Origin of the sequence: Kosakonia sp. H02, assembly GCA_030704225.1 — a bacterium.
Classification (GTDB): Bacteria; Pseudomonadota; Gammaproteobacteria; order Enterobacterales; family Enterobacteriaceae; genus Kosakonia.
Genome location: CP131915.1, coordinates 83,321 through 106,359 on the forward strand (window position 1 = coordinate 83,321; position 23,039 = coordinate 106,359).

Annotated in this window: 25 protein-coding genes; 7 read left to right on the forward strand and 18 right to left on the reverse strand. The window is 52.9% G+C overall.

The features are described 5' to 3' along the window. Window positions 1–63: 63 nt before the first annotated feature. The 3 genes from Q5705_00425 to Q5705_00435 are packed head-to-tail and all read left to right on the forward strand — an operon-like array spanning window position 64 to window position 2,847. Entirely contained in the window at window positions 64–822 is a 759-nt protein-coding gene (locus Q5705_00425; protein WLI77070.1) for a MipA/OmpV family protein, read from the forward strand. Next, window positions 822–1,508: a response regulator transcription factor gene (locus Q5705_00430; GenBank protein ID WLI77071.1), complete on the forward strand. Its 687-nt coding sequence runs from the start codon at window positions 822–824 to the stop codon at window positions 1,506–1,508. The genes Q5705_00425 and Q5705_00430 overlap by 1 nt, the downstream gene beginning before the upstream one ends. Further along, the gene (locus Q5705_00435) at window positions 1,477–2,847 is read left to right on the forward strand and encodes an ATP-binding protein (GenBank protein ID WLI77072.1); all 1,371 of its coding nucleotides are present in this window, start codon (window positions 1,477–1,479) and stop codon (window positions 2,845–2,847) included. Before Q5705_00430 ends, Q5705_00435 begins: the two co-directional genes overlap by 32 nt. Here the strand turns inward: Q5705_00435 and potD are convergent. The 4 genes from potD to potA are packed head-to-tail and all read right to left on the reverse strand — an operon-like array spanning window position 2,830 to window position 6,681. Continuing rightward, the gene (gene potD / locus Q5705_00440; protein WLI77073.1) at window positions 2,830–3,879 is read right to left on the reverse strand and encodes a spermidine/putrescine ABC transporter substrate-binding protein PotD; all 1,050 of its coding nucleotides are present in this window, start codon (window positions 3,877–3,879) and stop codon (window positions 2,830–2,832) included. The genes Q5705_00435 and potD overlap by 18 nt on opposite strands. Then, the gene (gene potC / locus Q5705_00445) at window positions 3,880–4,665 is read right to left on the reverse strand and encodes a spermidine/putrescine ABC transporter permease PotC (GenBank protein ID WLI77074.1); all 786 of its coding nucleotides are present in this window, start codon (window positions 4,663–4,665) and stop codon (window positions 3,880–3,882) included. Further along, window positions 4,662–5,519, reverse strand: a complete 858-nt coding sequence (potB, locus tag Q5705_00450) for a spermidine/putrescine ABC transporter permease PotB (GenBank protein WLI77075.1) — start codon at window positions 5,517–5,519, stop codon at window positions 4,662–4,664. The genes potC and potB overlap by 4 nt, the downstream gene beginning before the upstream one ends. Then, a complete protein-coding gene (gene potA, locus Q5705_00455; GenBank protein ID WLI79079.1) occupies window positions 5,503–6,681 on the reverse strand; it encodes a spermidine/putrescine ABC transporter ATP-binding protein PotA in 1,179 nt (392 codons plus the stop codon). Before potA ends, potB begins: the two co-directional genes overlap by 17 nt. A gap of 238 nt (window positions 6,682–6,919) precedes the next feature. Between potA and pepT the strand changes: the two genes are divergently transcribed. Then, complete coding sequence (pepT, locus tag Q5705_00460; GenBank protein WLI77076.1) at window positions 6,920–8,146, forward strand: peptidase T; 1,227 nt, start codon at window positions 6,920–6,922, stop codon at window positions 8,144–8,146. 48 nt (window positions 8,147–8,194) lie between these two features. On the opposite strand, the gene Q5705_00465 is transcribed toward pepT, so the two are convergent. From Q5705_00465 to rluE, 8 genes are all read right to left on the reverse strand, one after another. Next, entirely contained in the window at window positions 8,195–9,316 is a 1,122-nt protein-coding gene (locus Q5705_00465; GenBank protein ID WLI77077.1) for a cupin domain-containing protein, read from the reverse strand. 59 nt (window positions 9,317–9,375) lie between these two features. Beyond that, complete coding sequence (phoQ, locus tag Q5705_00470; GenBank protein ID WLI77078.1) at window positions 9,376–10,836, reverse strand: two-component system sensor histidine kinase PhoQ; 1,461 nt, start codon at window positions 10,834–10,836, stop codon at window positions 9,376–9,378. Next, window positions 10,833–11,507, reverse strand: a complete 675-nt coding sequence (phoP, locus tag Q5705_00475; protein ID WLI77079.1) for a two-component system response regulator PhoP — start codon at window positions 11,505–11,507, stop codon at window positions 10,833–10,835. The genes phoQ and phoP overlap by 4 nt, the downstream gene beginning before the upstream one ends. Window positions 11,508–11,643: 136 nt before the next feature. After that, entirely contained in the window at window positions 11,644–13,014 is a 1,371-nt protein-coding gene (purB, locus tag Q5705_00480) for an adenylosuccinate lyase (GenBank protein WLI77080.1), read from the reverse strand. A 19-nt stretch (window positions 13,015–13,033) separates the two neighbouring features. Next, window positions 13,034–13,663, reverse strand: coding sequence for a high frequency lysogenization protein HflD (gene hflD / locus Q5705_00485; GenBank protein ID WLI77081.1), 630 nt, complete (start codon window positions 13,661–13,663; stop codon window positions 13,034–13,036). A 73-nt stretch (window positions 13,664–13,736) separates the two neighbouring features. After that, entirely contained in the window at window positions 13,737–14,870 is a 1,134-nt protein-coding gene (mnmA, locus tag Q5705_00490) for a tRNA 2-thiouridine(34) synthase MnmA (protein ID WLI79080.1), read from the reverse strand. 29 nt (window positions 14,871–14,899) lie between these two features. Continuing rightward, window positions 14,900–15,358: an NUDIX hydrolase gene (locus Q5705_00495; protein WLI77082.1), complete on the reverse strand. Its 459-nt coding sequence runs from the start codon at window positions 15,356–15,358 to the stop codon at window positions 14,900–14,902. Between the two features lie 16 nt (window positions 15,359–15,374). Continuing rightward, window positions 15,375–16,022 (reverse strand): 23S rRNA pseudouridine(2457) synthase RluE, encoded by a 648-nt coding sequence (gene rluE, locus Q5705_00500; protein WLI77083.1) that lies wholly within the window; start codon window positions 16,020–16,022, stop codon window positions 15,375–15,377. A gap of 187 nt (window positions 16,023–16,209) precedes the next feature. Here rluE and icd point away from each other — a divergent pair, with 187 nt between their 5' ends. Beyond that, a complete protein-coding gene (gene icd / locus Q5705_00505; protein WLI77084.1) occupies window positions 16,210–17,460 on the forward strand; it encodes an NADP-dependent isocitrate dehydrogenase in 1,251 nt (416 codons plus the stop codon). 85 nt (window positions 17,461–17,545) lie between these two features. Here the strand turns inward: icd and Q5705_00510 are convergent, their stop codons facing one another. The 4 genes from Q5705_00510 to Q5705_00525 form a co-directional block, all read right to left on the reverse strand. Then, complete coding sequence (locus Q5705_00510) at window positions 17,546–17,731, reverse strand: hypothetical protein (GenBank protein WLI77085.1); 186 nt, start codon at window positions 17,729–17,731, stop codon at window positions 17,546–17,548. A gap of 275 nt (window positions 17,732–18,006) precedes the next feature. Then, window positions 18,007–18,258: an exopolysaccharide production protein YjbE gene (gene yjbE, locus Q5705_00515; GenBank protein ID WLI77086.1), complete on the reverse strand. Its 252-nt coding sequence runs from the start codon at window positions 18,256–18,258 to the stop codon at window positions 18,007–18,009. A 506-nt stretch (window positions 18,259–18,764) separates the two neighbouring features. After that, window positions 18,765–19,391, reverse strand: a complete 627-nt coding sequence (locus Q5705_00520) for a hypothetical protein (protein ID WLI77087.1) — start codon at window positions 19,389–19,391, stop codon at window positions 18,765–18,767. Between the two features lie 174 nt (window positions 19,392–19,565). Then, window positions 19,566–20,288: a YrbL family protein gene (locus Q5705_00525; protein ID WLI77088.1), complete on the reverse strand. Its 723-nt coding sequence runs from the start codon at window positions 20,286–20,288 to the stop codon at window positions 19,566–19,568. Window positions 20,289–20,347: 59 nt separating this feature from the next. Here Q5705_00525 and Q5705_00530 point away from each other — a divergent pair, with 59 nt between their 5' ends. Next, a complete protein-coding gene (locus Q5705_00530) occupies window positions 20,348–21,043 on the forward strand; it encodes a hypothetical protein (GenBank protein WLI77089.1) in 696 nt (231 codons plus the stop codon). On the opposite strand, the gene Q5705_00535 is transcribed toward Q5705_00530, so the two are convergent. Both Q5705_00535 and Q5705_00540 read right to left on the reverse strand, forming a co-directional pair. Beyond that, entirely contained in the window at window positions 21,040–21,279 is a 240-nt protein-coding gene (locus Q5705_00535; GenBank protein ID WLI77090.1) for a DinI family protein, read from the reverse strand. The genes Q5705_00530 and Q5705_00535 overlap by 4 nt on opposite strands. 188 nt (window positions 21,280–21,467) lie before the next feature. Then, window positions 21,468–21,782 carry a PTS cellobiose transporter subunit IIB gene (locus Q5705_00540; GenBank protein ID WLI77091.1) on the reverse strand — a complete coding sequence of 105 codons (315 nt, stop codon included), beginning with the start codon at window positions 21,780–21,782 and terminating at the stop codon, window positions 21,468–21,470. Between the two features lie 237 nt (window positions 21,783–22,019). Between Q5705_00540 and Q5705_00545 the strand changes: the two genes are divergently transcribed. Further along, on the forward strand, window positions 22,020–22,274 hold the full coding sequence (locus Q5705_00545; protein ID WLI77092.1) for a hypothetical protein: 255 nt from the start codon (window positions 22,020–22,022) through the stop codon (window positions 22,272–22,274). Window positions 22,275–23,039 lie beyond the last annotated feature (765 nt).

A 23,039-nucleotide genomic window follows, 5' to 3' on the forward strand; every position in this document is an offset into this window, starting at 1 on the left:
GTAAGTTCCCCGTAAGAATTTACTGCTGATGATAGCGCTTCCACCATTAACAGGAGCGTTATCATGGTTGTCGTCTCACGCCGCATTATCGCTGCGGGTCTGCTCTCTCTTTCCTTTACTGCTGCCGCCGAAAATCCCACCGAATGGGGGTTAGGCGTCGGGGTTGCCAGCACGCAAAAGCCTTACACCGACATCGATCGCAAATATTCCCCGTTGCCGATCCTCTATTTCTCCAGCCCGTGGTTTCGTTTTGCCGGCACCCAGGCAGAGATAATCCTGCCGGAATTGTCACTCAGTGAAACTCAACAGCTTAATTTCGGTCTTATTGCCAGCTACGACGGCTCAGGTTATGACGAGGATGATTCGTGGATCTTCCGCGATATGGCTAAACGCAAAAGCGGTTTCTGGGCTGGCGCCAAAGTCGAGTGGCAAAACGACGTGGCGAACATTTTCAGCGACTGGACACACGATATCTCCGATAACAGTAACGGGCAGCGTATTCGCCTCGGCGCAGAAAGAAGCTGGCAGTGGGGTGATATCACGCTGACGCCGCGCATTGTCGCCAATCGCTATAACGCCAGTTATGTCAATTATTACTATGGTGTGCGCCCGGATGAAGCCCGCGCGTGGCGGCCTGCTTACCAGGGCGACGCCAGTATTAACACTGAATTAGGGTTACGCAGCGTCTATCAAATAAATCCGCATAACTATCTGACATTTGATGTGGAAGTGACGCTGCTGGCATCAGACATTAAGGACAGCCCGTTAGTGGACAGGAATAACGAAAACCGCCTTTTTTTGAGCTACATGTATAAATTCTGATGGGCCGAATACTGTTAATTGAAGATCACGAATACCTGGCGCGGCTGATCGCGAAAGGACTTTCCAGCGCGGGCATCGCCGTGGATATTGTCGGGCGCGGTGACACCGCCTGGGCGGCGATCACGCAGGTGGCCTATCAGGGGCTGGTGCTCGATCGCGGCCTGCCCGATGGTGACGGCTTGCAGCTTTTGCAACGCCTGCGCCAGGCGGGGATTGCCATTCCGTGCCTGATCCTTACCGCCCGTGATGCGCTGCATGACCGGGTGCAGGGGCTGGAAGCGGGTGCCGATGACTATCTCCCCAAACCGTTTGCCATGGAGGAACTGGTAGCGCGCGCCCGCGCGTTGCTGCGTCGGCCCGCCGCCAGCCAGCCGCTGCAACCGGCGTGGGGAGATTTAACCCTGTCACCGGAATCCGCCGTGATGCAGTGCGGGCAGCACAGCATTGCGCTGGCGCCGGCAGAGTTACAGATAATGCTTACTCTTATCCAAAAGCAGGGCAGTGTGGTGCGCCGCAGCCAGATGGAGGCCGCCGGTTGGGGGCTGAGCGATGCAGTCACCCCGAATGCGCTGGATGTTGCCCTGCATCGCCTGCGACGTAAGCTCTCCTCCATCGGCTCGCAGATGCAGATTATCAACCTGCGGGGACTGGGTTATGCCATCCGTGAAGACGAACTGGCTGAATAGCCTGGCGCTGAAGATCCTGCTGGCGTTTATTGCCGGGGCGTTACTGAGTATCGGCCTGCTGGTTTCATTTAGCCTGGTGGTGAAAGAACGCCTGCCGGGCATGGACCTGAGCGACTATACGCGCGCCTTAGCCAGCGAATTACAGTTTGATCCTTCGCCGGGCAGGATGAGTGAAAGCGATCGCTATCCGCTGTGGATCTATAGCAGCCTCGCTGACGATGTGGCTTACCGGGTGCTGGACGACAAAGGGCGCGTTGTAATGAGTTCCCCTGGCGCGCAGCACTGGCCGCCGCTTAAGCAAATCATCACTCCTGTCGTTGGCGACTTTGAATTTACGCTTCATGGCAATGACTATATTGGCACTACCGAACTTTATGCGAGCGAAGGGAAAACATGGTTTATTCAGATGACCGCCAGTTCGCGGCTCGTTGATTTTTTACACCGTAGTTTTGCCCTGCCGTTTATCCGCTTTGGTATTGAGTTATTCAGCCTGGTGCTGCTGGTGGTCTTTGGTTTATGCGCCTGGGTCACCCTGAAATATTCCCTCAGGCCGCTACGTAACGCCTCCGCTGAGGCGGCAACAATCTCGCCGCGCTCGCTGGACGGGCGTTTGCAGACCGAAGGTGTGCCAGCGGAAATTTCCCCCCTTATTGACAGCTTTAACCAGGCGCTGGCGCGGCTGGAGAAGGGGTATCGCACCCAGCAGGATTTTCTGGCAAAAGCCGCCCATGAACTCAAAACGCCGCTGACGCTTATCCGCGCGGAAGTGGAGTTGATGGAAGATAACAGCGATGCGCGTGAACCGCTGCTGTGCCAGGTTGAGCATCTGGCGCGCCAGGTGCAGCAATTGCTGTTGCTGGCAGAGGCCAGCGAGCCGCTCAGTTACCGTTTCGACCGGGTTGATGCCGGCGCGGTGGCGCGTGATTGTGTGCAGTTTTTGCAGCGTATCGCCGATGACGCGCAGGTGAGTTTAACGCTTTGCGTGCCGGGTGAGGCGGTGTTCTGGCGGGCCGATCGCGGCGCGTTTTTTACCCTGTTAAAAAACCTGATGGAAAATGCCATCCAGCATGCGCCGCCGGAGTCAGAAGTGCGCACGGAAATCAGCGTGGAGCGCATTACCGTGCGCGATTGTGGGCCGGGAGTCGCGCAGGACGAATTGCCACTACTCTTCTCCCGCTTCTGGCGCGGCGCACACCGCCGGGACAGCGGTGCAGGCCTTGGGCTGGCTATCTGTCAGGAGATTGCCATTGCTCACGGCTGGACATTAGCGGCCGAAAACAGGCAACCAGGATTACAGTTATGCCTTCTGCGGCCAGCAACGTTAACGACCGGCTTTTAACTTCTGGTAATACTCTTCGTAAATGGCGCTGGCGCTGCCGACATCGTTTTGCCACTCGCCCTTATTAATGGTGTCTGCATCCGGGTAGAGGGATTTGTCGTTAGCGATTTCGGGTTTCAGCAGCTTACGCGCGGCGAGGTTTGGCGTCGGGTAACCGATGGTTTCCGCCACTTGTTTGGCAATATCCGGGCGCAGCAGGAAGTTAATCAGCTTCAGCGCGCCGTCGACGTTTTTGGCGTTCGCTGGAATCGACAGGCTATCCATCCAGAAAATACCGCCTTCTTTCGGCCACACCACTTCCAGCGGGGTTCCCGCTTCGCGCGCCACAAACGCGGAACCGTTCCACACCATGCCGAGATTCACTTCGCCTTCCATATACGGGTTCGCCGGGTTATCGGAGTTGAACGCCGCCACGTTTGGCATTAGTTTTTGCAGCTCTTTATACGCTGCTTCAATCTCTTTCGGGTCGGTGGTATTGCCGGAATAACCCAGTTTACGCAGCGCTATCTGGAACACTTCGCGCGCATCGTCGGTCAACAGCAGGCTGCCTTTGTATTGTGGTTTCCACAAATCCGCCCAACTGGTGACGGTTTTCGGATCGATAGCCTCGCTGTTCACACCAATTGCCGTTGCACCCCAGATATAGGGAATGGAGTAATCATTGCTCGGGTCAAACGGCTTGTTGAGCATCTGCGGATCGAGGTTGTGGAAGTTGGTCAGCTTCGTTTTATCGATCTTCTGAATCATGCCCTCTTTACGCATTTTGTCGACGAAGTAGGTCGACGGCACCACTAAGTCGTACGCACCTTCTTTGTAGGTTTTGAGCTTGGCATACATGGTTTCATTCGACTCATACGTGGAATAAATAACCTTGATGCCGGTCTCTTTGGTGAACTGCTCCAGCAAGCCTGGCGGCACATACTCGGTCCAGTTGTAGAAGTAGAGCGTGTTGTTGTCGTCCGCATGCGCGGCGCTGATGCCGAGGGCAAGTGCGCCTGCTGCGAGCAGGTGGCGTGACCAGTTTTTCTTCATTTACGTCCCCTGAGATTTTGTTTTATCACGAGCAATAAGCTGGCTGGCGATCACCAGAACCAGCGACAGTACTAACAGAATGGTGGCGAGGGCATTCACTTCGGGTGAGACGCCGACTTTCACCATCGAATAGATTTTTAGCGGCAGAATTTCATACCCTGGTCCGGTCACGAAGGAGGAAACCACCACGTCATCCATCGACAGGGTAAAACTCAATAACCAGCCAGCGGCCACGGCGGGCAGCGCCAGCGGCAAAATGATTTTGCGCAGAATGGTTATCTCACTGGCTCCCAGGTCTTTCGCCGCCTCAAGCATGCGCACATCAAACCCTTTTAAGCGCGAGAAGACGGTGACCACCACAAACGGCAGGCAGAAAGTGATATGGGAAAACAGCAGCGACCAGAAGCCAAGCTGCACGCCGATCAGCATAAACAGCACCAGCAGCGAAATCGCCATCACGATATCCGGCGACATCATCACCACAAACAGCATGCCGCTGACAAACGGTTTGCCGCGAAAACGGTAGCGGTAGAGCGCCACGGCGGTGAGCGAGCCAATCAGCGTGGCGAAGGTTGCTGACAGCACGGCCATAGTGAGCGAGTGTTGCGCCGCCTGTAACAGGCTGTCGTTGTTCATCAGCAGGCTGTACCACTGCGTGGAAAAGCCCTGCCAGTTAATGCCGAAGCGCGAACGGTTAAACGAATTCACGATCAGAATAATGATCGGAATATAAAGGTAAGCGTAAATGGCGGTCATAAAACCGCCTCTGAGCAGTCGACCGATCATTCCAGCTCCACCTTTTTATTCAGCAAACGCGCGGCGCGCCAGTAGACCAGCAGCATCAGCCCCATCACGATAGTCAACGTGATGCTGGTGGCGGAGCCAAACGGCCAGTCGCGAATGTTCAGGAACTGGCTTTTAATCACATTACCAATCAGCAAGTTTTTCGCGCCGCCCATTAAATCTGACACGTAGAACAGCCCCATGGCAGGCAGCATCACCAGCAGGCAACCAGCGATGATCCCCGGCATGGTCAGCGGAATAATAATGCGCGTGAAGGTTTGCAGCTTGCTGGCACCGAGATCACGAGCGGCTTCCAGCAAAGGTTTGTCGAGCTTTTCGATACTGGAGTAGAGCGGCATCACCATAAACGGCAGCAGAATATAGACCAGCCCAATGATCACCGCACTCGGGGTAAACATAATGCGCATCGGCGTGTCGATGACCCCGAGCCAGAGTAAGAACTCATTGAGATAGCCTTTGGTGCTGAGGAAAATTTTCAGCCCATAAATGCGGATAAGCGAATTGGTCCAGAAAGGAACAATCAGCAAAAACAGCAGCAGCGGGCGCACCTTTATCGGCAGCTTTGCCAGAAACCAGGCGAAAGGATAGCCAAGCACTAGACAGGCGAGGGTGGCGATAACCGCCATATTGAGCGAGTGCAGCAGCACGTCGAAATAGAGCGGATCGAGCAGCCTGGCATAGTTATCCAGCGTGAAGACCAGCTTGACGAAATTGGCGTCATCGCGGGTCAAAAAGCTGGTGGCGATGATCATCAGGTTGGGCAGAAAGACAAACAGCACAAGCCAACCAACGATAGTGGCGATCACCCCATTCTGGAATTTACTTGTGCTCTTCATCAGCCAGTACGACCTCCCAGCTTTCCACCCAGTTGATGGCCATTTTTTGATCCAGCGAGTGGTCAAAATCCGGGTCGTCTTCGTTAAAAAACTCGCTGACCATCACCATTTTGCCGTTCTCAAGTTCGACCATGGATTCCAGCGTCATGCCTTTATAGTTACGTTCGCGTACAAAACCAATCAGCCCTTCCACATCGGCGATATCGTTAATTTCTTCAACGCGCAAATCTTCCGGGCGCAGCAGGACATTAAGCTGTTGACCTTTTTCCACTGCGAAGTTGACGTAAATATTGCACTCGCGGCCTTCAACGCTGGCGCGCACGCGGCTCTCATCCAGACGCTCAATCACCGTGGCATTGAAAATGTTGATTTCACCAATAAAGCTGGCGACAAACAGGTTTTTCGGCTCTTCGTAGATTTCGCGCGGCGTACCGTCCTGCTCAATGCGCCCGTCGCGCATCACCACGATGCGATCTGACATAGTCAGGGCTTCTTCCTGATCGTGGGTGACAAAGACAAAAGTGATGCCCAGTTTACGTTGCAGCGCTTTGAGTTCGTTTTGCATCTGCTTGCGCAGCTTGTAATCGAGCGCCGAGAGGGATTCATCAAGCAGCAGTAAACGGGGTTTATTGACCACGGCGCGGGCGATGGCAACGCGCTGTTGCTGGCCGCCAGAAAGTTGGTGCGATTTGCGCTGGGCAAACGCGTCAAGTTGCACCATACGCAGGGCGTCGGTGACGCGCGGGGCGATCTCTGCCGCCGGGGTTTTTTGCATCCGCAAACCAAAGGCCACGTTTTCAAACACGGTCATATGCGGGAAAAGCGCGTAACTTTGAAAAACGGTGTTCACATGGCGGTGTTCCGCCGGGACGTGAGTAATATCCTGGGCATCAAGCTGAATATGGCCAACATCGACGCTTTCCAGCCCGGCAATCAGGCGCAGAACCGTGGTTTTACCGCAGCCAGACGGGCCAAGCAGTGTCAGAAATTCGCCGTTATTGATGGTGAGATTAAAATCAGAAATGACGGTTTTACCATCAAAGCTTTTGCGAATACCGGCCAGTTGCACCAGCGGTGAACGCGAACGCGATTGTGTGTTCAATTTTTTTACTCTGTCCCGTGTTTGCGCATCGAAAGGCTTATCAGATGCGGGGTTTGTGATTAACCACCTTCAGGGTTGTGCACGATTTAAGGGCTGGCATTCTACGGCAAAGCAATGAAATCGCCAATCGTTGATGCATTTTCGCCGCTCGATCAGTCACTTTCTCAACTACGGTTATTAAGTACGGTTATTAAGACAAACTTTAAAATATCGTCGTTTGCGGGGTAAAAGTGACCTGACGCAATATTTGTCTTTTCACGCTTACTGATAATGTCGTGACATTTTGTAGGGGGGCTTCATGGACAAATTATTAGAGCGTTTTTTACAGTACGTTTCTCTGGATACGCAATCAAAGCCGGGCGTCCGCCAGGTGCCAAGCACGGATGGCCAGTGGAAGCTCCTGCACTTATTGCAAGACCAGCTTAACGAGATGGGGCTGGCGAACGTGACGTTAAGTGATAAAGGCACGTTAATGGCAAAATTGCCCTCAAACGTGTCAACGCCCGTCCCGGCGATTGGTTTTATTTCCCACGTTGATACCTCACCCGATTGCAGCGGCAAAAACGTTAACCCGCAAATTCTTGAAAATTACCGTGGTGGCGATATCGCCCTGGGCGTTGGCGATGAGATCCTCTCGCCGGTGATGTTCCCGGTGCTGCATCAGTTGCTGGGGCAAACGCTTATCACCACCGACGGCAAAACGCTGCTCGGCGCGGATGATAAAGCCGGCGTGGCAGAAATCATGACCGCGCTGGCGGTCCTGAAAAAGAAAAACATTCCCCACGGTGATATTTGCGTGGCGTTTACGCCGGACGAAGAGGTGGGTAAAGGCGCGAAGCATTTTGATGTGGACGCGTTTGGCGCGCAGTGGGCGTACACCATGGACGGCGGCGGAGTCGGAGAACTGGAGTTCGAGAACTTTAACGCCGCGTCGGTAACCATCAAAATCGCCGGGAATAATGTGCATCCCGGTACGGCGAAAGGGGTAATGGTCAATGCCTTAACCCTTGCCAGCAAAATCCACGCGCAGGTGCCGGAAGAAGAGAGCCCGGAGCAAACTGAAGGCTACGAAGGTTTTTATCACCTCGCCAGTATTAAAGGCACCGTTGAACGCGCCGAGATGCACTACATCATTCGCGATTTTGAGCGTAAATCGTTTGAAGCGCGTAAACGTAAGATGATGGAGATTGCCAAACACGTCGGTAAAGGGCTGCACCCGGATTGTTATATCGAACTGGTGATTGAAGACAGTTATTACAATATGCGTGAGAAAGTGGCGGAGTTTCCGCACATTATCGACATTGCTCAGCAAGCGATGCGCGATTGCGATATCGAACCGGATATGAAACCGATTCGCGGCGGCACCGATGGCGCACAGCTCTCCTTTATGGGCCTGCCATGCCCGAACATTTTTACCGGCGGATATAACTACCACGGCAAACATGAGTTCGTGACCCTCGACGGCATGGAAAAAGCGGTACAGGTGATTGTACGTATCGCCGAATTAACCGCGAAAGGGGAATAAACCCGAAGAATTACCCGGTGGTGCGGTGCCACCGGGTGACATCAAAAATCAATCCTCAAAAAACCAATATCCGCTATTCACCAGCGCGGCGAGCATCGCGAGGAAGGACGGATCGTCCAGCGCGTCGCCGAACATCTCTCCGTTCAATACGATATGGCTTGCCAGCGCTTCCAGTGCCGGGCGGTGCGGCGAGTTGATTTTCTCGCCGTTGGCGTAGACATCTTCGCCGATGCGCAGTACGCGCAGGCCGCCGAGGCGCGCCAGCTTATCGCCCTGTTTTAACGCATCATAGATTTCATCCGGCTGATAAGGCGGCTCTGGCGGGGCGATATCCAGCTCATGGCGCGACTGGGAGATAAACTCGCCGAGCCACTCATTAAACTGTTCCGGCTGATTAATCAGGCCGAGCATCATCTCGCGCAGCTTATCCACCTCTTGCGGCAGAACATCCGCCGGGTGCTCGCGCTCTGGCACATCCGGGTCGCTATAACGCTGGCTACCCAGTTCACGTTGCAGCACATAATCGGCAAAACCGCTGATCAGCTCGCGACCGCTTGGCGCGCGAAAGCCGACAGAATAGTTCAGCGAGTTCTCCAGCGAATAGCCTTCATGCGGGAATCCTGGCGGAATATAGAGAATGTCGCCCGGCTCCATCTCTTCATCAATAATCGCCTCGAAAGGATCCACCTGGAGCAGATCCGGGTGCGGGCAGTGCTGTCTCAGCCGCGCTTTTTCACCCACGCGCCAGCGGCGACGGCCGGTGCCCTGAATGATAAACACATCATATTGATCGAGATGCGGACCCACACCGCCGCCAGGCACCGAGAACGAAATCATCAGATCATCGGTGCGCCAGTCGGGCAGGGTGCGAAACGGGCGCATCAGCGCGGCGGCAGGCTGGTGCCAATGATTCACCGCCTGCACCAGCAGCGACCAGTTGCTTTCACCCAGATCATCGTAGCTCTGGAACGGCCCGTGGCTCACCTGCCATTTGCCATCAAGATGGCTGACCAGGCGGCTATCCACTTCGTTCTCCATCGCCAGCCCTGCCAGCTCATCCGGGCTGATGGGGTCGACAAATGCTTTAAATCCGCGTTTCAGCACTACCGGGCGTTTCTGCCAGTAGCGTTGAAGAAAGTCTGGCCAGTTTATTTCCAGGTGATATTCCATATATGTTTCCGGCAATTAATCATTGGATGAATAATGGATTATAGCCATGTTAAGGGCGTTCAGTCGCCCGTTATCACCGTTTGCTGACGCGCAAAAATCACTTCCATCCTCGCGCCGCCCAGCAGACTGTCGCCGGTGATTATCTTTCCGCCATATTGTTCGACGATTTCTCGCGCGACGGAAAGCCCCACACCCTGGCCGGGGCGCAGCGTATCGGCGCGCTGGCCGCGATCAAACACCCTTTCACGCTGCGCGGCGGGAATTCCTGGCCCGTCATCTTCCACCACAATATGCAGCGTCTCATCGGTCTGGCTCACCGACACTTCGACAAATTCCAGGCAGTATTTACAGGCGTTATCCAGCACATTGCCCATCACTTCCATAAAGTCAGTTTGCTCACCAACAAAACTGATTTCCGGCGAAATATCGAGGGTGATGTTGACCCCTTTGCGCTGATAAACCTTATTCAGCGCCGAGGTTAAACTGTCGAGCAGCGGCGCGACGGGATGTAATTCACGGCTGAGCATACTGCTGCCGCGCATGGTCGCACGGTGCAGGTAATAACCAATCTGCTGGGAAATACGGCTGATTTGCTCCAGCATCACCGGCTCGGCATCGCTGACGCTCATTTTTTCGCTGCGTAATGAGCGCAGGGTACTTTGCAGCACCGCCAGCGGCGTTTTTAAGCTGTGGGTGAGATCCGTCAGGGTAGTGCGGTATTTGTCGTAGCGCTCGCGTTCACTTTTTAACAGGCGGTTCAGGTTGCGCACCAGACTGGTGAGCTCCCGGGTGGTGTCCGGGTTGAGCTGTACGCGGTGATGCTCTTCCAGTTCGCGCACTTCACGCGCCAGAGCTTCAATTGGCCGCAAACTCCACCAGGCCGCCAGCCACAGCAGCGGCACTACTAATAATAAGTTGGCCGCCAGCACGTAGAAGAACCAGCTCCACACCATATAGGAGCGGTTCAACTCTATAGGGATGGTATCGACAACCACAATGGTCAGTTGCGGCATATGCGCGGTGGCGGAGTAGATATTGACCGCCACCGAGTGTGTCATCTCGGAATCGCTGTCATCTTCGCGGATCTCTTTAAGCTTCTGCGCCATGGAGTGATCGTCATCAATCAGCGTGCTACTGGCATCGACATCCGCTTCAATCTCGTGAAAGCCATTGGTCGTCAGCCAGCCGGGTTCAATGCGTTTTTGCAACCACGGCACATTGCGCTGTGACCAGATAAGCTGGCCTTGCTTGTTGTAGATAAACGTCATGGTGGGGCTTTGCTGATCCAGACTCTCAGGAAGATCAACGCGCAACGTGTTGTTTTCCCAGCGTGCGAGGGTGTAGAAGAGATTACTTTCACCGCGCAGCAGGCGGAAGGTGGTTTTATCGAAGCTGACGCTGTAACCCACCAGCGCGACAACGCCATAAGCCAGCGAAAGCACCATCACCACCGCGGCGGTGGCGAGCAGAAAGCGCACTCGCAGAGAAAGCGGCAAAATATGCCGCAGCACGCGCCTCATTTGGGCAGTTCGAACAGATAACCCTGGCCGCGCACGGTGGTTATCACCTCATCGGGATATTGTGCCTGGATTTTTTTACGCAGCCGCCCCATCAGCACATCAATGGTATGGCTTTCGCGCAGCTCCGCATCGGGGTAAAGCTGCAACATCAGCGAATCTTTACTCACCACTTTGCCGTTATTACGGATCAGCGTTTCCATAATGGTGTATTCAAAAGCAGTGAGCTTGACCACTTCGTTATTGACGGAGAGTTCACGGCGGGAGAGATCGACCTGGAACGGCGGCATGGAAATCAGCTGTGAAGCGAGACCGCTGTTACGGCGCATCAGCGCCTGGATCCGCGCCACCACTTCTTCGATATGGAACGGTTTGGTGACGTAATCGTCAGCGCCGGCACTCAGCACTTCAACCTTATCCTGCCAGCCTTCGCGCGCGGTCAGCACCAGCACCGGCAGCGTGACCTCATGGCTGCGCCAGCGGCGGATCAACGACAGTCCATCTTCATCCGGCAGGCCGAGATCGACAATCGCGATATCGGGCAGATGTTCATTCAGAAAGTAATCCGCTTCCTTTGCATCTTCTGCGGCGTCGACCTGATGTCCCAGCTCCTGCAACTGAACCTTTAAATGGTGACGCAACAGAGCATTATCTTCCACAACGAGTACGCGCATCGTCAGACCTCTCCCTCTATTTTTTACCTGAATAGTTTAACGCTGATTTTGAAACAGAAGGGATAAACATTTACTCAACCGGGGAGGGAAGAAACCCTCTTTCCGGGGAAAGAGGGCGGGCAGGCAGGTGTGGTACTTATTTCAATTCATCAACCATAGTGATGGCACGACCAATGTAGTTGGCCGGGGTCATTGCTTTCAGACGCACTTTTTCATCCTCCGGCAGCGCCAGGCTGTCGATAAACTGCTTCATCCCTTCGGCGTCTACGCGCTTGCCACGGGTCAACTCTTTCAGTTTTTCGTACGGTTTTTCAATGCCGTAACGGCGCATGACTGTCTGAATCGGCTCGGCCAGCACTTCCCAGTTGTGATCCAGTTCGTCCAGCAGACGATCGCGGTTCACTTCCAGCTTGCTGATACCTTTCAGAGTCGACTGGTACGCGATCAGCGCATAGCCGACGCCGACGCCCAGGTTACGCAGCACGGTGGAGTCCGTCAGATCGCGCTGCCAGCGGGAGACCGGCAGTTTGCTCGCCAGGTGTTGCAATACCGCGTTCGACAGGCCGAGGTTGCCTTCGGAGTTTTCAAAATCGATCGGGTTAACTTTGTGCGGCATGGTCGAAGAACCAATCTCGCCAGCAATGGTTTTCTGCTTGAAGTGGTTCAGTGCGACATAACCCCAGATATCACGGTCGAAGTCGATAAGAATGGTGTTGAAACGCGCCATGCAGTCGAACAATTCAGCGATGTAATCGTGCGGTTCAATCTGCGTGGTGTACGGGTTCCACTGAATACCGAGGGAGGTCACAAACTCTTCGCTGAACTGGTGCCAGTCCACTTCCGGGTAGGCAGCGATATGCGCGTTGTAGTTCCCCACTGCGCCGTTGATTTTACCGAGGATCTCCACCTGGTTAAGCTGGCGGTACTGACGCTCCATACGGTAAGCAACGTTGGCCATCTCTTTTCCGAGGGTCGACGGCGTTGCCGGCTGGCCGTGGGTGCGGGAGAGCAACGGGATGTCGCGGTACTGCACGGCGAGCTCTTTCACCGAATCGATAAGTTTGCGCCAGTACGGCAGGATAACTTCATCGCGGGCGGTTTTCAGCATCAGCGCGTGAGAGAGGTTGTTGATATCTTCAGAAGTACAGGCGAAGTGGATGAACTCAGAAACGGCGTGCAGTTCGGGGATATCCGCCACTTTCTCTTTCAGAAAATACTCCACCGCTTTCACATCGTGGTTGGTGGTGCGCTCAATGGTTTTAATGCGCTGCGCATCTTCTTCATTGAAGTCTTCGATGATTTTATCGAGGTAACCGTTTGCGTGGGCAGCAAAAGCAGGAACTTCCTTGATCGCCGCGTGTGCCGCCAGTTTTTGCAGCCAGCGTACTTCAACCTGAACGCGAAATTTCAGCAAACCGTATTCGCTGAAGATCCCGCGCAGTACGCTGACTTTATCGCCGTAGCGTCCATCGACAGGGGAAACGGCGGTCAGTGAGGATAATTCCATAAGTCACAACTCCGGGAGGTTAACAATGAGCGAGAATTTGTTTGGCCTGCGTCGACAGGCGATTTCGGGAAAACATTAACTGTAGTCGGCCTCCGCCGACCTGATGCCACAGCACGGCGGCGCGGATCCCGGCGAGCAGGGTGGCGCGCACTTTCGCCTGCACCTGCGAGCTTTGCAGCACGGCAGGGGAACCGGTGACCTGAATACGCGGCCCGAGCGGGCTGATAACATCCACATAGATGGCGGCCATGGCGCTGAGCAGCGTTTCTGATTCAAGATCGAAATGTTCAAGCTGGCGCTGTAAACCGTTAATGCGGTTACCGAGCGTCTCCATCGCCCCTTTATTGGCGGCAAGTTTGCGCTCCAGCACCATCAGGCTCAGGGTATAGCGGGTCAATTCACCGTTCAGTCCCTGGCGGCTGCTGGCGTTGAGCACGCCGAGCAGGGTTTCCAGCCCCATACGCAGGTTGGCTTCGCTGCCGCCAAACACACTGAGGGTGGAATCCGGATTCATGTCAATCACGCTATTGAGTGAAACATGCAGCGCGTCGGCGTCACAGTGGCCCTGGTGCGCAAGTTCTTGCACCAGACGTGCGGACTGGCAGATGCCTGCCAGCGCCAGGGTAATGTCGTAATAGTTCTTCGCCACACTCACTCCTTTTTCTGCCCGCATACCGTGCTGCGGTTGCGGGCTTTCGCCAGTCCGGTATTGCTAAAATGTCTTAAAGGGGCAGCGGCAGGCGCTGCTCAATAATGCCGCCGCCGAGGCACACTTCACCGAGGTAAAACACCGCGGATTGACCCGGCGTGACGGCAGCAACCGGTTCGTCGAAACGCACCTCAATGCGATCGTCGTCCAGCGCGGTCACCGTGCAAGGAATATCTTCCTGGCGGTAACGGGTTTTCACCGTGCAGCGCAGTGTGCCGGTGAACGGCTCGCGATCGACCCAGTGCAGCTGTTGAGCAATCAGCCCGACAGACATCAGGCGCGGGTGATCGTGGCCCTGCGCGACAATCAGGATATTGTTTTCGACGTCTTTATCGACCACATACCACGGATCTTCGCTGCCCTCTTTGGTGCCGCCAATGCCCAACCCTTTGCGCTGGCCGAGGGTGTGGTACATCAGACCCTGATGTTCGCCAATCTCTTCACCGTCAACGGTAAGGATTTTGCCCGGCTGAGCAGGCAAGTAGCGCCCAAGGAACTCGCGGAATTTGCGCTCGCCAATAAAGCAGATGCCGGTCGAGTCTTTTTTCTTCGCGGTGGCAAGCCCCAGCTCTTCGGCAATTTTACGCACCTGCGGTTTTTCCAGCTCGCCGACCGGGAACAGACTCTGGGCGATTTGATCGGAGCCCAGCGTATAAAGGAAGTAGCTCTGATCCTTATTGCCATCGAGACCGCGCAGCAGGCGGCTTTTACCGTCGACATCGGCACGGCGCACATAGTGGCCGGTGGCAATATAATCCGCGCCAAGATCTTCGGCGGCGAACTCAAGGAAGGCTTTAAATTTGATCTCTTTGTTGCACAGAATATCCGGGTTTGGCGTGCGTCCGGCTTTGTATTCAGCCAGGAAATGCTCGAACACATTGTCCCAATACTCTGCGGCAAAATTCACGGTGTGAAGCTCAATGCCGAGCTTGTCGCAAACAGCTTGCGCGTCGGCAAGATCTGCCGCCGCGGTGCAGTATTCCTCGCCGTCATCCTCTTCCCAGTTCTTCATGAACAGGCCTTCCACTTTGTAGCCTTGTTGCAGCAACAAGTAAGCGGAAACAGAAGAGTCGACACCGCCGGACATGCCGACGATCACTTTTTTTGGGCTATCAGACATAAGAATACTCACAACGAAGAACTTCAGGGCGGCGTATTCTAGCACGGGCTGGCGGCTCAGGCATCCCCTGTAAACGGCCAGTTAAATTCTGCGATCGTTTCCAGCGGCAGACGTTGGCCGGCCTGGTAACAGCGGATACTCTCTGCAACCAGCGGCGAGCGCAGGTTGGACGCAGTCAGGATCTCATCTGCCGACACCCAGTGACAGCGGTCGATATCGCTATCGTGCGGTTCAGTGGCGCACATTTCGTTAAGCTCAATGGCAAAAAGGAAGCGCAGAAACGGCGTGCCGTCTGGCGCAAGCCACTGATGCATTCTGACAAAGTGCTGCGGTTCGGCGTCGATGCCGGTCTCTTCCCACAGCTCACGTTTTGCCGCCTGGGCCAGTGTTTCATCGGCTTCCAGATGACCGGCAGGCTGGTTCCACAGCGCTTTGCCGTGAATAGTTTCTTCCACCACCAGAAATTTCCCCTGCGCATGAACAACGCAGGCCACAGTGACATGGGGTTTGAACATCGTTTTCTCCCTGAGATTAAGCGTCGCGCCAGTCGCCATTGGCGAGGTTTTCCAGCGTGTAGTTCCCCATAGCGTAGCGGATGAGGCGCAGAGTGGGAAAACCGACATGGGCAGTCATGCGCCGGACCTGGCGGTTGCGGCCTTCATAAAGGGTGATTTTCAGCCAGCAGGCGGGAATGGATTTGCGCTCGCGAATCGGCGGATTGCGCGGCCACAGCCAGGCGGGTTCGTCAACACGTTCCACACCAGCGGGCAGGGTGGGGCCATCGTTGAGCGTGATGCCGTTGCGCAGCGCGTCGATCGCGTCATCAGTGGGTTCGCCTTCAACTTGCACATAATAGATTTTGCCAGTGCGTTTGCCAGGCTGCGTGAGGCTTGCCTGCAATGCGCCATCGTTGGTGAGCACCAGCAGACCCTCGCTGTCGCGGTCCAGTCGCCCGGCGGCGTACACGCCCGGAACCGGTATAAAGTCTTTCAGCGTGCTGCGTCCGGCTTCGTCTGTGAACTGGGGCAAAACATCGTAGGGTTTATTGAACAAAATCACCCGTTTCGGCTGGCTTTCCCCAGCAGGCTTAGTGGCTTGTCGTGAGCTGAATCGCTCAAGCCGGTGATTTCTATAAGAAGTTTTCTTCATGGTATTTTCAGTAGTTATCAATTGCCGCATTATAGCTGAATCATGATTGCCTTTCATGGAACCCAACTATCGGTTAGTATTGACGGGCTCATTACAATTCATTAACAAAAAACGGTTTGCTCTGTGTGATTCACGTAACAGGTGAGCGGACGCAGTCTGAGCGCCCCGGCATGAAGTCAGCGAGCAAAACAACCAGAAGCGCTCGAAGGAGAGGTGAATGGAAAGCAAAGTAGTTGTTCCGGCGGAAGGTAATAAGATCACCCTGCAAAATGGCAAGCTCAACGTTCCGAATAACCCGATTATTCCGTTCATTGAAGGTGACGGTATCGGTGTTGACGTGACCCCGGCTATGCTGAAAGTGGTCGATGCCGCCGTGGAAAAAGCCTACAAAGGTGAGCGTAAAATTTCCTGGATGGAAATTTATACCGGCGAGAAATCGACCCAGGTTTATGGCCAGGACGTCTGGCTGCCGCCTGAAACTCTTGATCTGATTCGTGATTATCGCGTTGCGATTAAAGGCCCCCTGACCACGCCCGTTGGCGGCGGTATTCGTTCTCTGAACGTTGCGCTGCGCCAGGAGCTGGATCTGTACATCTGCCTGCGCCCGGTACGTTACTACCAGGGCACCCCGAGCCCGGTGAAACACCCTGAGCTGACCGATATGGTCATCTTCCGTGAGAACTCCGAAGACATCTACGCCGGTATCGAGTGGAAAGCCGACTCTGCCGACGCGGAAAAAGTGATTAAATTCCTGCGCGAAGAGATGGGCGTGAAGAAAATTCGCTTCCCGGAACATTGCGGTATCGGCATCAAACCGTGTTCTGAAGACGGCACCAAACGCCTGGTGCGCGCGGCGATCGAATACGCAATCACTAACGACCGCGATTCTGTGACGCTGGTGCACAAAGGCAACATCATGAAGTTCACCGAAGGCGCGTTCAAAGACTGGGGTTACCAGTTGGCACGCGAAGAGTTCGGCGGCGAGCTGATCGATGGCGGCCCGTGGCAAAAAATCAAAAACCCGAAAACCGGCAAAGAGATCATCATTAAAGATGTGATTGCAGATGCGTTCCTGCAACAGATCCTGCTGCGTCCGGCGGAATACGACGTTATCGCCTGTATGAACCTGAACGGTGACTACATTTCCGACGCCCTGGCCGCACAGGTTGGCGGTATCGGTATCGCACCTGGCGCGAACATCGGTGACGAATGCGCCCTGTTCGAAGCAACCCACGGTACTGCGCCGAAATACGCGGGCCAGGACAAAGTGAACCCGGGTTCTATCATCCTTTCCGCAGAGATGATGCTGCGTCATATGGAATGGTTCGAAGCCGCAGACCTGATCGTCAAAGGCACCGAAGGCGCAATCGCTGCCAAAACCGTGACCTACGATTTCGAACGTCTGATGGAAGGCGCTAAACTGCTGAAATGTAGCGAGTTTGGCGACGCGATTATCGCGAATATGTAATCCAGTTTCTGGGTTAAATAAGAACGGGAGCCGAGTGGTTCCCGTTTTTTTATGCCTGGAAAAGTTCTTCCTCAAAACCCCGGCTTTATGACCCTGTTTTTGTGGTGACGATCACCCAGTCTTTTCCCCGGTCATCATCATAACGTTCAGTCGGCCCATGAAGCGCTCTCTTCACTCTACCGACCAGAGCCGCAACCCGCAGTTGAGTGGGCAAATAATCGCTACTGCCTGCCCACTGACTTTTTAAATCCCAAAAGTTAAAGGTTGCCATGTTTTTGCAAAACACCTTTCTCAACAAAAATGAAGAGAACCTTCTGCCCGACGCCATTCTGACACAGTAAACCATCCGCTTTTGTTTTATCGGTTATGCCCTGACAGCCCATATTGCTCACGTAAGGCTGAAATTGGTACTTAAGCGTTTTACCATCCGGTGTAAGGACATATCGTATCTCTCGAACTGTATAATCCTGGAACAGGTAGCCTGGTGCGGTGGGGGGGCATAGTGCAGTGATAAGGCGAGGCTCGCCGAACCTCGCCTAAATTATTTTACTGGGTCGATGTTGTAGTGGTGGTTGTCGTGCCGGTACTGGAACCATCGCTGCCACCGGCGGCGATCAGCGCCACACCGGTTATGGCTGTTGCTACAGTGATGCCAGCAATGGCCGACGACCCGACGGCGAATTCGGATGCATTTGCGCCTGCCGCTTCACCTGTATTGATATCCAGAGCAGAAGCGGGGGCGGCGACGGCATTACCTGCGACCAAAAGTAAAAAAATGGCAGACAGTATCTTTTTCATTTTTCTTTTCCTCATTCCTTATATGAAGTCCATCAGGGGTAGCGGTACGGAACCCTCACCCTATGGTTATAGTCACTTAAGTGAAACTTACAACGTTAAGGGCTTGTTAATTCGATTGTTATCAGAATGAGTAGAAATCGGAGCGGCTAACCTCTTGATCAATCAAGTTAAGCCAATAGCGGAGTAAATCATTTTAGGAATTAACTCAGGCCAGCATAGATGGTATGTCTCTCTATTCTGATGCTTTTATATGTGCAGCCTGGGATCAAAAGACCATGCGAAGCGGAAAAGTAAATGGGGGCCATCAGAGGAATTGCATATTCTGGCCATGGCTCGTTGATATGGCATTGGAGGGCGCATACCTTACGCGAAAGATGCGCTGGCTTATCACCCTCACTTCCTGGAAAAAACGCCGCCACGCACAGGATTATCTGAAGCAGATGCCGGTCGTGTTTGATACCCCATACCGCAGCATTATCCGTGAACATCTCGGTTGGACATGCATATTAATCACTCATCGCAAATTGGTGACTCACACTCTTCTGCCGTTGCATTAAATCGTATGAAACGCAGAACAGACCTACCATAAAGGGGATTTCATAAAGCTCTTCAATGAGGTCCTGATAAGCCGGCTTATGCAGGAAGAAATGCGCAATTAAGCGGTGATGCTCCACGCTGTCCGAGATAAGAAAAGTGACAACGACCAAACCGAACGTCCAGACCAGGAACGTTTCGTTACGAAGACGGTTTAAAATTTCGTCGCGTAACGCCCGGGAGAAGAAGACAAAAAGGACCAGCGCGCCAATCAGTAGTACGGAAATCAGGCGGAAGAGGAGACGCGGCTCCCCAGGAAAATAGTCTCTTCCCCAGCTTGTGCTGCGCCCCAATAAAACAAGCCACCATAATGCCGCCCACAGCCAGAACGCCTTTGACCCGGCGGTTAACGCAGTACTACAAGCGAAGCGTAAGGTGAAAAGAAAACCGAAAAACAGCCATAACGCCTGCGCGTTTTCTACCCACTCAACGGACAATCCATGGTCAAGCGGAAAAGAAAAATCAGCGAAAAAGGGGATCAGGCAAGAGAACACCGCCAGAACAAGGGTCGTGGGCGTCAGGCGCGTATCAAATTTCATGGGTTAGCCATAAATAAACATAATTAGCGGGCTAACTTACTTCATATATCGTGCATCTTCTTCGCTATAAGTGTCTTTATGTCGCTTCTTTTGGTAGGTGGATCTAAAAACAGCAAACCGACTGAAGAGCCGGTGCTATTCATGTTTTACGCAGGTAAGCTCTTTCTTAACGGCTTATAAAGCCTGAGCGGTACGGCTAACTTTATGGATGCGGTGTTTAAAGCGTTGAATTAACCTGTCCACTTTCCGGCGATGCAGAAAGGGGATATAAGACGCAACGGGAACAAATTCCGCTTCGCCAATATTGTCTATCACGACCAGGCTATATTCATGCGGAGCTGCCTTACGTACCAGCACGTTATACTCTTTTAACGTCATGGTGGAGATGCCATGTTCAATTAGCGTGTCGCGGAGCTCGGCAATTTTCTGCTCAAGAACCGGCATTGGCATGCGCTTATGCTTGATATAAAACGCGAGGCTTTTAGATATTTCCCCATCGTAATCGGTGACAAGATCGAAAACATAACCGGTGCCGAAATTTGTTTGCACCGTTCCGTAATAATTAGGGATCGCACGGCAAGCCTGAATCGAATCTGTTTTTTTCAGGTAATAAGACACTTCGCGCTTAACTTCTTTAAGCCCGCCATCATCAGGGTTGTAAAGGGTTTTGATGCATTTATGATTATCGAAAGGGTGCTGGTAACAATGTCTGTGACGGCCGCTACCAATATTTTCTTGAAGTATCAACACAATAATGCCTCCATGCTTAACACTATGAATGTAGACAGTTAAATATTTCCTAAACGGGAAATACAAATGGTCACAATTAGCCGAAATGGCGTTGATAAGGGCATCCGTTGCTGATTTAAGCGTAGCGTTTAAAAAGGATAAGGCCACTATTTTTGCCTGCCTTCTTTGTACTACACTCTTTTTTTATCGAAGCGACAGAGCATGAAATGGAATCCGTTGATCTTGAAAGCCTTTATGGCGCGACGAACGAAAACACGCTGACACTCTGGCAAGAAAATAGCGGCATCGGAAAACGACGGGAGGATTATTATGATCCGCGAAAACTTGCCCTGGCGGCGGGCATACAGCCTGTTTTACCACAGCCAGTAACGGCGCTTCTCAGGCAACTTCGCCATCTTATCGGGCATGATCCGCTGGCGGACGTGCTGCCAGATATGGGGTTTCACTTCACCTTTTTGCCCCTGACCTTGCCGTTGTATCAACCAAACGCACCACTACCAGAGAAAGTGCGGTTTTTGACGGAAATTTGGCAGGGTTATCAGGCCAGATCCATCCACATTCGCCAATTACGGCTAGTGGCGCTGCCGAGGCAGCTTTTGTTGGCAGGCATCCCGGATGAAACAGCGGTGTCACTTCGCCATGCTTTCTGTGAGCAGATCCTGAATTCTCCCTGGAAAGAGGAGTTGCGTGCCCGCCACAGGAATACGCCGTTGCCTGCGCCATTCTGGCATAGCACGTTGCTACGTTACCGGGCTGCATTTATGCCAGAGGCGTTGCGGACGTTTTTCCGCGAACGCCAGTCACAGCGCTTTGGTGAGGTATCCGGGGAGCTTAAGCTTGCGAGAATCAACTACAACTGGACGACATGCTATCCAGTTGCAGGGGAAAGCTTGATGAGTTAATCCTGCACCATCCACATATCCGCTTCCTCAAACATCTCTTCCAGCATGCGATTGAGTTTTTCGCGATCGCTTTTGCTGGCATCGCTGTTCAAGCCATTGGCCTGCATGGGTTTTACGCGTACATCGGCGTCGGGAAAGAGGCGGTGCACACGCTTCGTCAGTTCGGTAAGGATAATCTCTCTCGCACCGGGTAAACCTTCAACGTTACGCTTGTCATAAACCAGTTCAACAAACACAGGGTAGTCCTATTCACTCTGATTTTTCGTGCAGCATTTATACTGGATAAAAAATCAGTATTCAAGCGCGAAAAGAGGGTGAGTTGGGCAATATCTTCCTGGCTTATGCCGGTGTGGCAACCCTAATTAAAACAACGCCTGAACAGCCTAAAAAAAGCCACGTCCGCGAAGGCAGACGTAGCTTTTGGTCAGGCCGCGGGCTCAGGCATCTTTTCCATCACAAATTTCAATACAGCCTCGCCATCCATTGACGCAAAAGGATAGCTTTCGATAATCGCAATAGGGGCATTATTGCCAATGGTGGCTTTCAGTTCATCGATCTTGTACTGAATATGCGGCGCAACCAGATAGCAGTCAAAAGCCGGCGCGACGCTGGCAAAATTCTCCAGCCCTACCGCACTAACCAGTAGTGGGTAACCCAGCTCATTTGCTGCTTTTTGCATTTTTTTCGCCAGAGAATTGGCGGTATTGCCGAAAAGACAACAGATCAGTAATTTTTTCATGGACGTATCCTCCTGGAAGTTATCCTTACACTATGCCTGCCCGTGGCGAGAAAATGAGCGCTATATCCAGGTTTACATCGCCTCATACTTAGCATCGGGCAAAAAAGAGTTATTTATATCAAAGCCGTGACGAGTGATAAGAATGCTGCGTCAGCTCACTAAAGCAGGCAAAGAAGATTCTCTATTTTCAAAGCGTCAGCTACGCTGAAAATAACTTACCGCGAATGGATTTTTCTTATGAAAGGTACTGTCATTCATCACGAGCATCGCATTGGATTTATTGTTATCCGCGACGAAAAAGGAGAGTTTGCTATTGCAGAATTAATCGGAAGCTGCGACGTCGAAAGAGGGGATGTGGTATCGGGTAATATTCACACCAGCGGCGGCGCGGCGTTATTTAATGAAACGCAGGAAGAATCAATGGATGTTTTTATTAAGGAATATGGATTGTCTGAGCAGGATGCGATCAGCCTGATCCTGCGTACTCATTAAAGAGTTCAGCAGAACCCTAAAACACCATAACTATAGGTTTAGAAAGAAAAAATAAAAGATGGCAGTTTCGACATCAAAACTGCCAGCGAATGATTTGAAAACCTGTTAAATCGTATATCCGTCACTTGTGCACTTTATAACCCGCTGCCCCGATCTGCGCAAACGCAAATTTTGCGGTGGATGGATTGATAAAATTTATGATCAGCATATTAATCATTCCTGTTCCCAATTGTTATAGGGTGCGCAAGCCCTTGTGAAATTTCAAACGTCCCCATCATTGGTGCGGGAGTGAGGGCGACACAGCGTTTTGGATTACCACCAGCCGAATTGGGTTCCGGCAACGGCAACAATTGCCACGATCAGCATAATGATGGTTGTCTTTCTCACGAAAACTCCTTCACTGGCGTTAAACGCCAAAATTAAGTGGGTATGAAACCGAAAAAACAGAGATTTTTCACAATGGTATTGGCTGCGCGTGATTAAAACATGAAAGATGACAATTTGATATATCGCGGCGGGAGAGCAAAAAAAAGCCCCGTTGATGAAGCGGGGCAAAAACTCATTGATTACGGAATGATGTTCTCTGGTCATGGGTGAGAACAGGGCAAACTATAACGACCAAAAGTGCAGTAAGAATGGAGAAATCATGGAGAGTTGCCCGCTCTGGGGGCACACTGAGAAGTGTTTTCCGCCACGTGAAGGATAAAACAGCGGCATCAGGATGACAGTGCGCCTAAAGCCAGGTAAACTTCTCTATCAGAATTA

Excerpts from the sequence above, each read along its gene's own strand:
- Q5705_00425 (WLI77070.1), top strand. The coding sequence starts at position 64 with ATGGTTGTCGTCTCACGCCGCATTATCGCTGCGGGTCTGCTCTCTCTT.
- Q5705_00430 (WLI77071.1), top strand. The coding sequence starts at position 822 with ATGGGCCGAATACTGTTAATTGAAGATCACGAATACCTGGCGCGGCTG.
- Q5705_00435 (WLI77072.1), top strand. The coding sequence starts at position 1,477 with ATGCCATCCGTGAAGACGAACTGGCTGAATAGCCTGGCGCTGAAGATC.
- potD (WLI77073.1), bottom strand. The coding sequence starts at position 3,879 with ATGAAGAAAAACTGGTCACGCCACCTGCTCGCAGCAGGCGCACTTGCC.
- potC (WLI77074.1), bottom strand. The coding sequence starts at position 4,665 with ATGATCGGTCGACTGCTCAGAGGCGGTTTTATGACCGCCATTTACGCT.
- potB (WLI77075.1), bottom strand. The coding sequence starts at position 5,519 with ATGAAGAGCACAAGTAAATTCCAGAATGGGGTGATCGCCACTATCGTT.
- pepT (WLI77076.1), top strand. The coding sequence starts at position 6,920 with ATGGACAAATTATTAGAGCGTTTTTTACAGTACGTTTCTCTGGATACG.
- Q5705_00465 (WLI77077.1), bottom strand. The coding sequence starts at position 9,316 with ATGGAATATCACCTGGAAATAAACTGGCCAGACTTTCTTCAACGCTAC.
- phoQ (WLI77078.1), bottom strand. The coding sequence starts at position 10,836 with ATGAGGCGCGTGCTGCGGCATATTTTGCCGCTTTCTCTGCGAGTGCGC.
- phoP (WLI77079.1), bottom strand. The coding sequence starts at position 11,507 with ATGCGCGTACTCGTTGTGGAAGATAATGCTCTGTTGCGTCACCATTTA.
- purB (WLI77080.1), bottom strand. The coding sequence starts at position 13,014 with ATGGAATTATCCTCACTGACCGCCGTTTCCCCTGTCGATGGACGCTAC.
- Q5705_00495 (WLI77082.1), bottom strand. The coding sequence starts at position 15,358 with ATGTTCAAACCCCATGTCACTGTGGCCTGCGTTGTTCATGCGCAGGGG.
- rluE (WLI77083.1), bottom strand. The coding sequence starts at position 16,022 with ATGCGGCAATTGATAACTACTGAAAATACCATGAAGAAAACTTCTTAT.
- icd (WLI77084.1), top strand. The coding sequence starts at position 16,210 with ATGGAAAGCAAAGTAGTTGTTCCGGCGGAAGGTAATAAGATCACCCTG.
- Q5705_00510 (WLI77085.1), bottom strand. The coding sequence starts at position 17,731 with ATGGCAACCTTTAACTTTTGGGATTTAAAAAGTCAGTGGGCAGGCAGT.
- yjbE (WLI77086.1), bottom strand. The coding sequence starts at position 18,258 with ATGAAAAAGATACTGTCTGCCATTTTTTTACTTTTGGTCGCAGGTAAT.
- Q5705_00520 (WLI77087.1), bottom strand. The coding sequence starts at position 19,391 with ATGAAATTTGATACGCGCCTGACGCCCACGACCCTTGTTCTGGCGGTG.
- Q5705_00530 (WLI77089.1), top strand. The coding sequence starts at position 20,348 with ATGGAATCCGTTGATCTTGAAAGCCTTTATGGCGCGACGAACGAAAAC.
- Q5705_00540 (WLI77091.1), bottom strand. The coding sequence starts at position 21,782 with ATGAAAAAATTACTGATCTGTTGTCTTTTCGGCAATACCGCCAATTCT.
- Q5705_00545 (WLI77092.1), top strand. The coding sequence starts at position 22,020 with ATGAAAGGTACTGTCATTCATCACGAGCATCGCATTGGATTTATTGTT.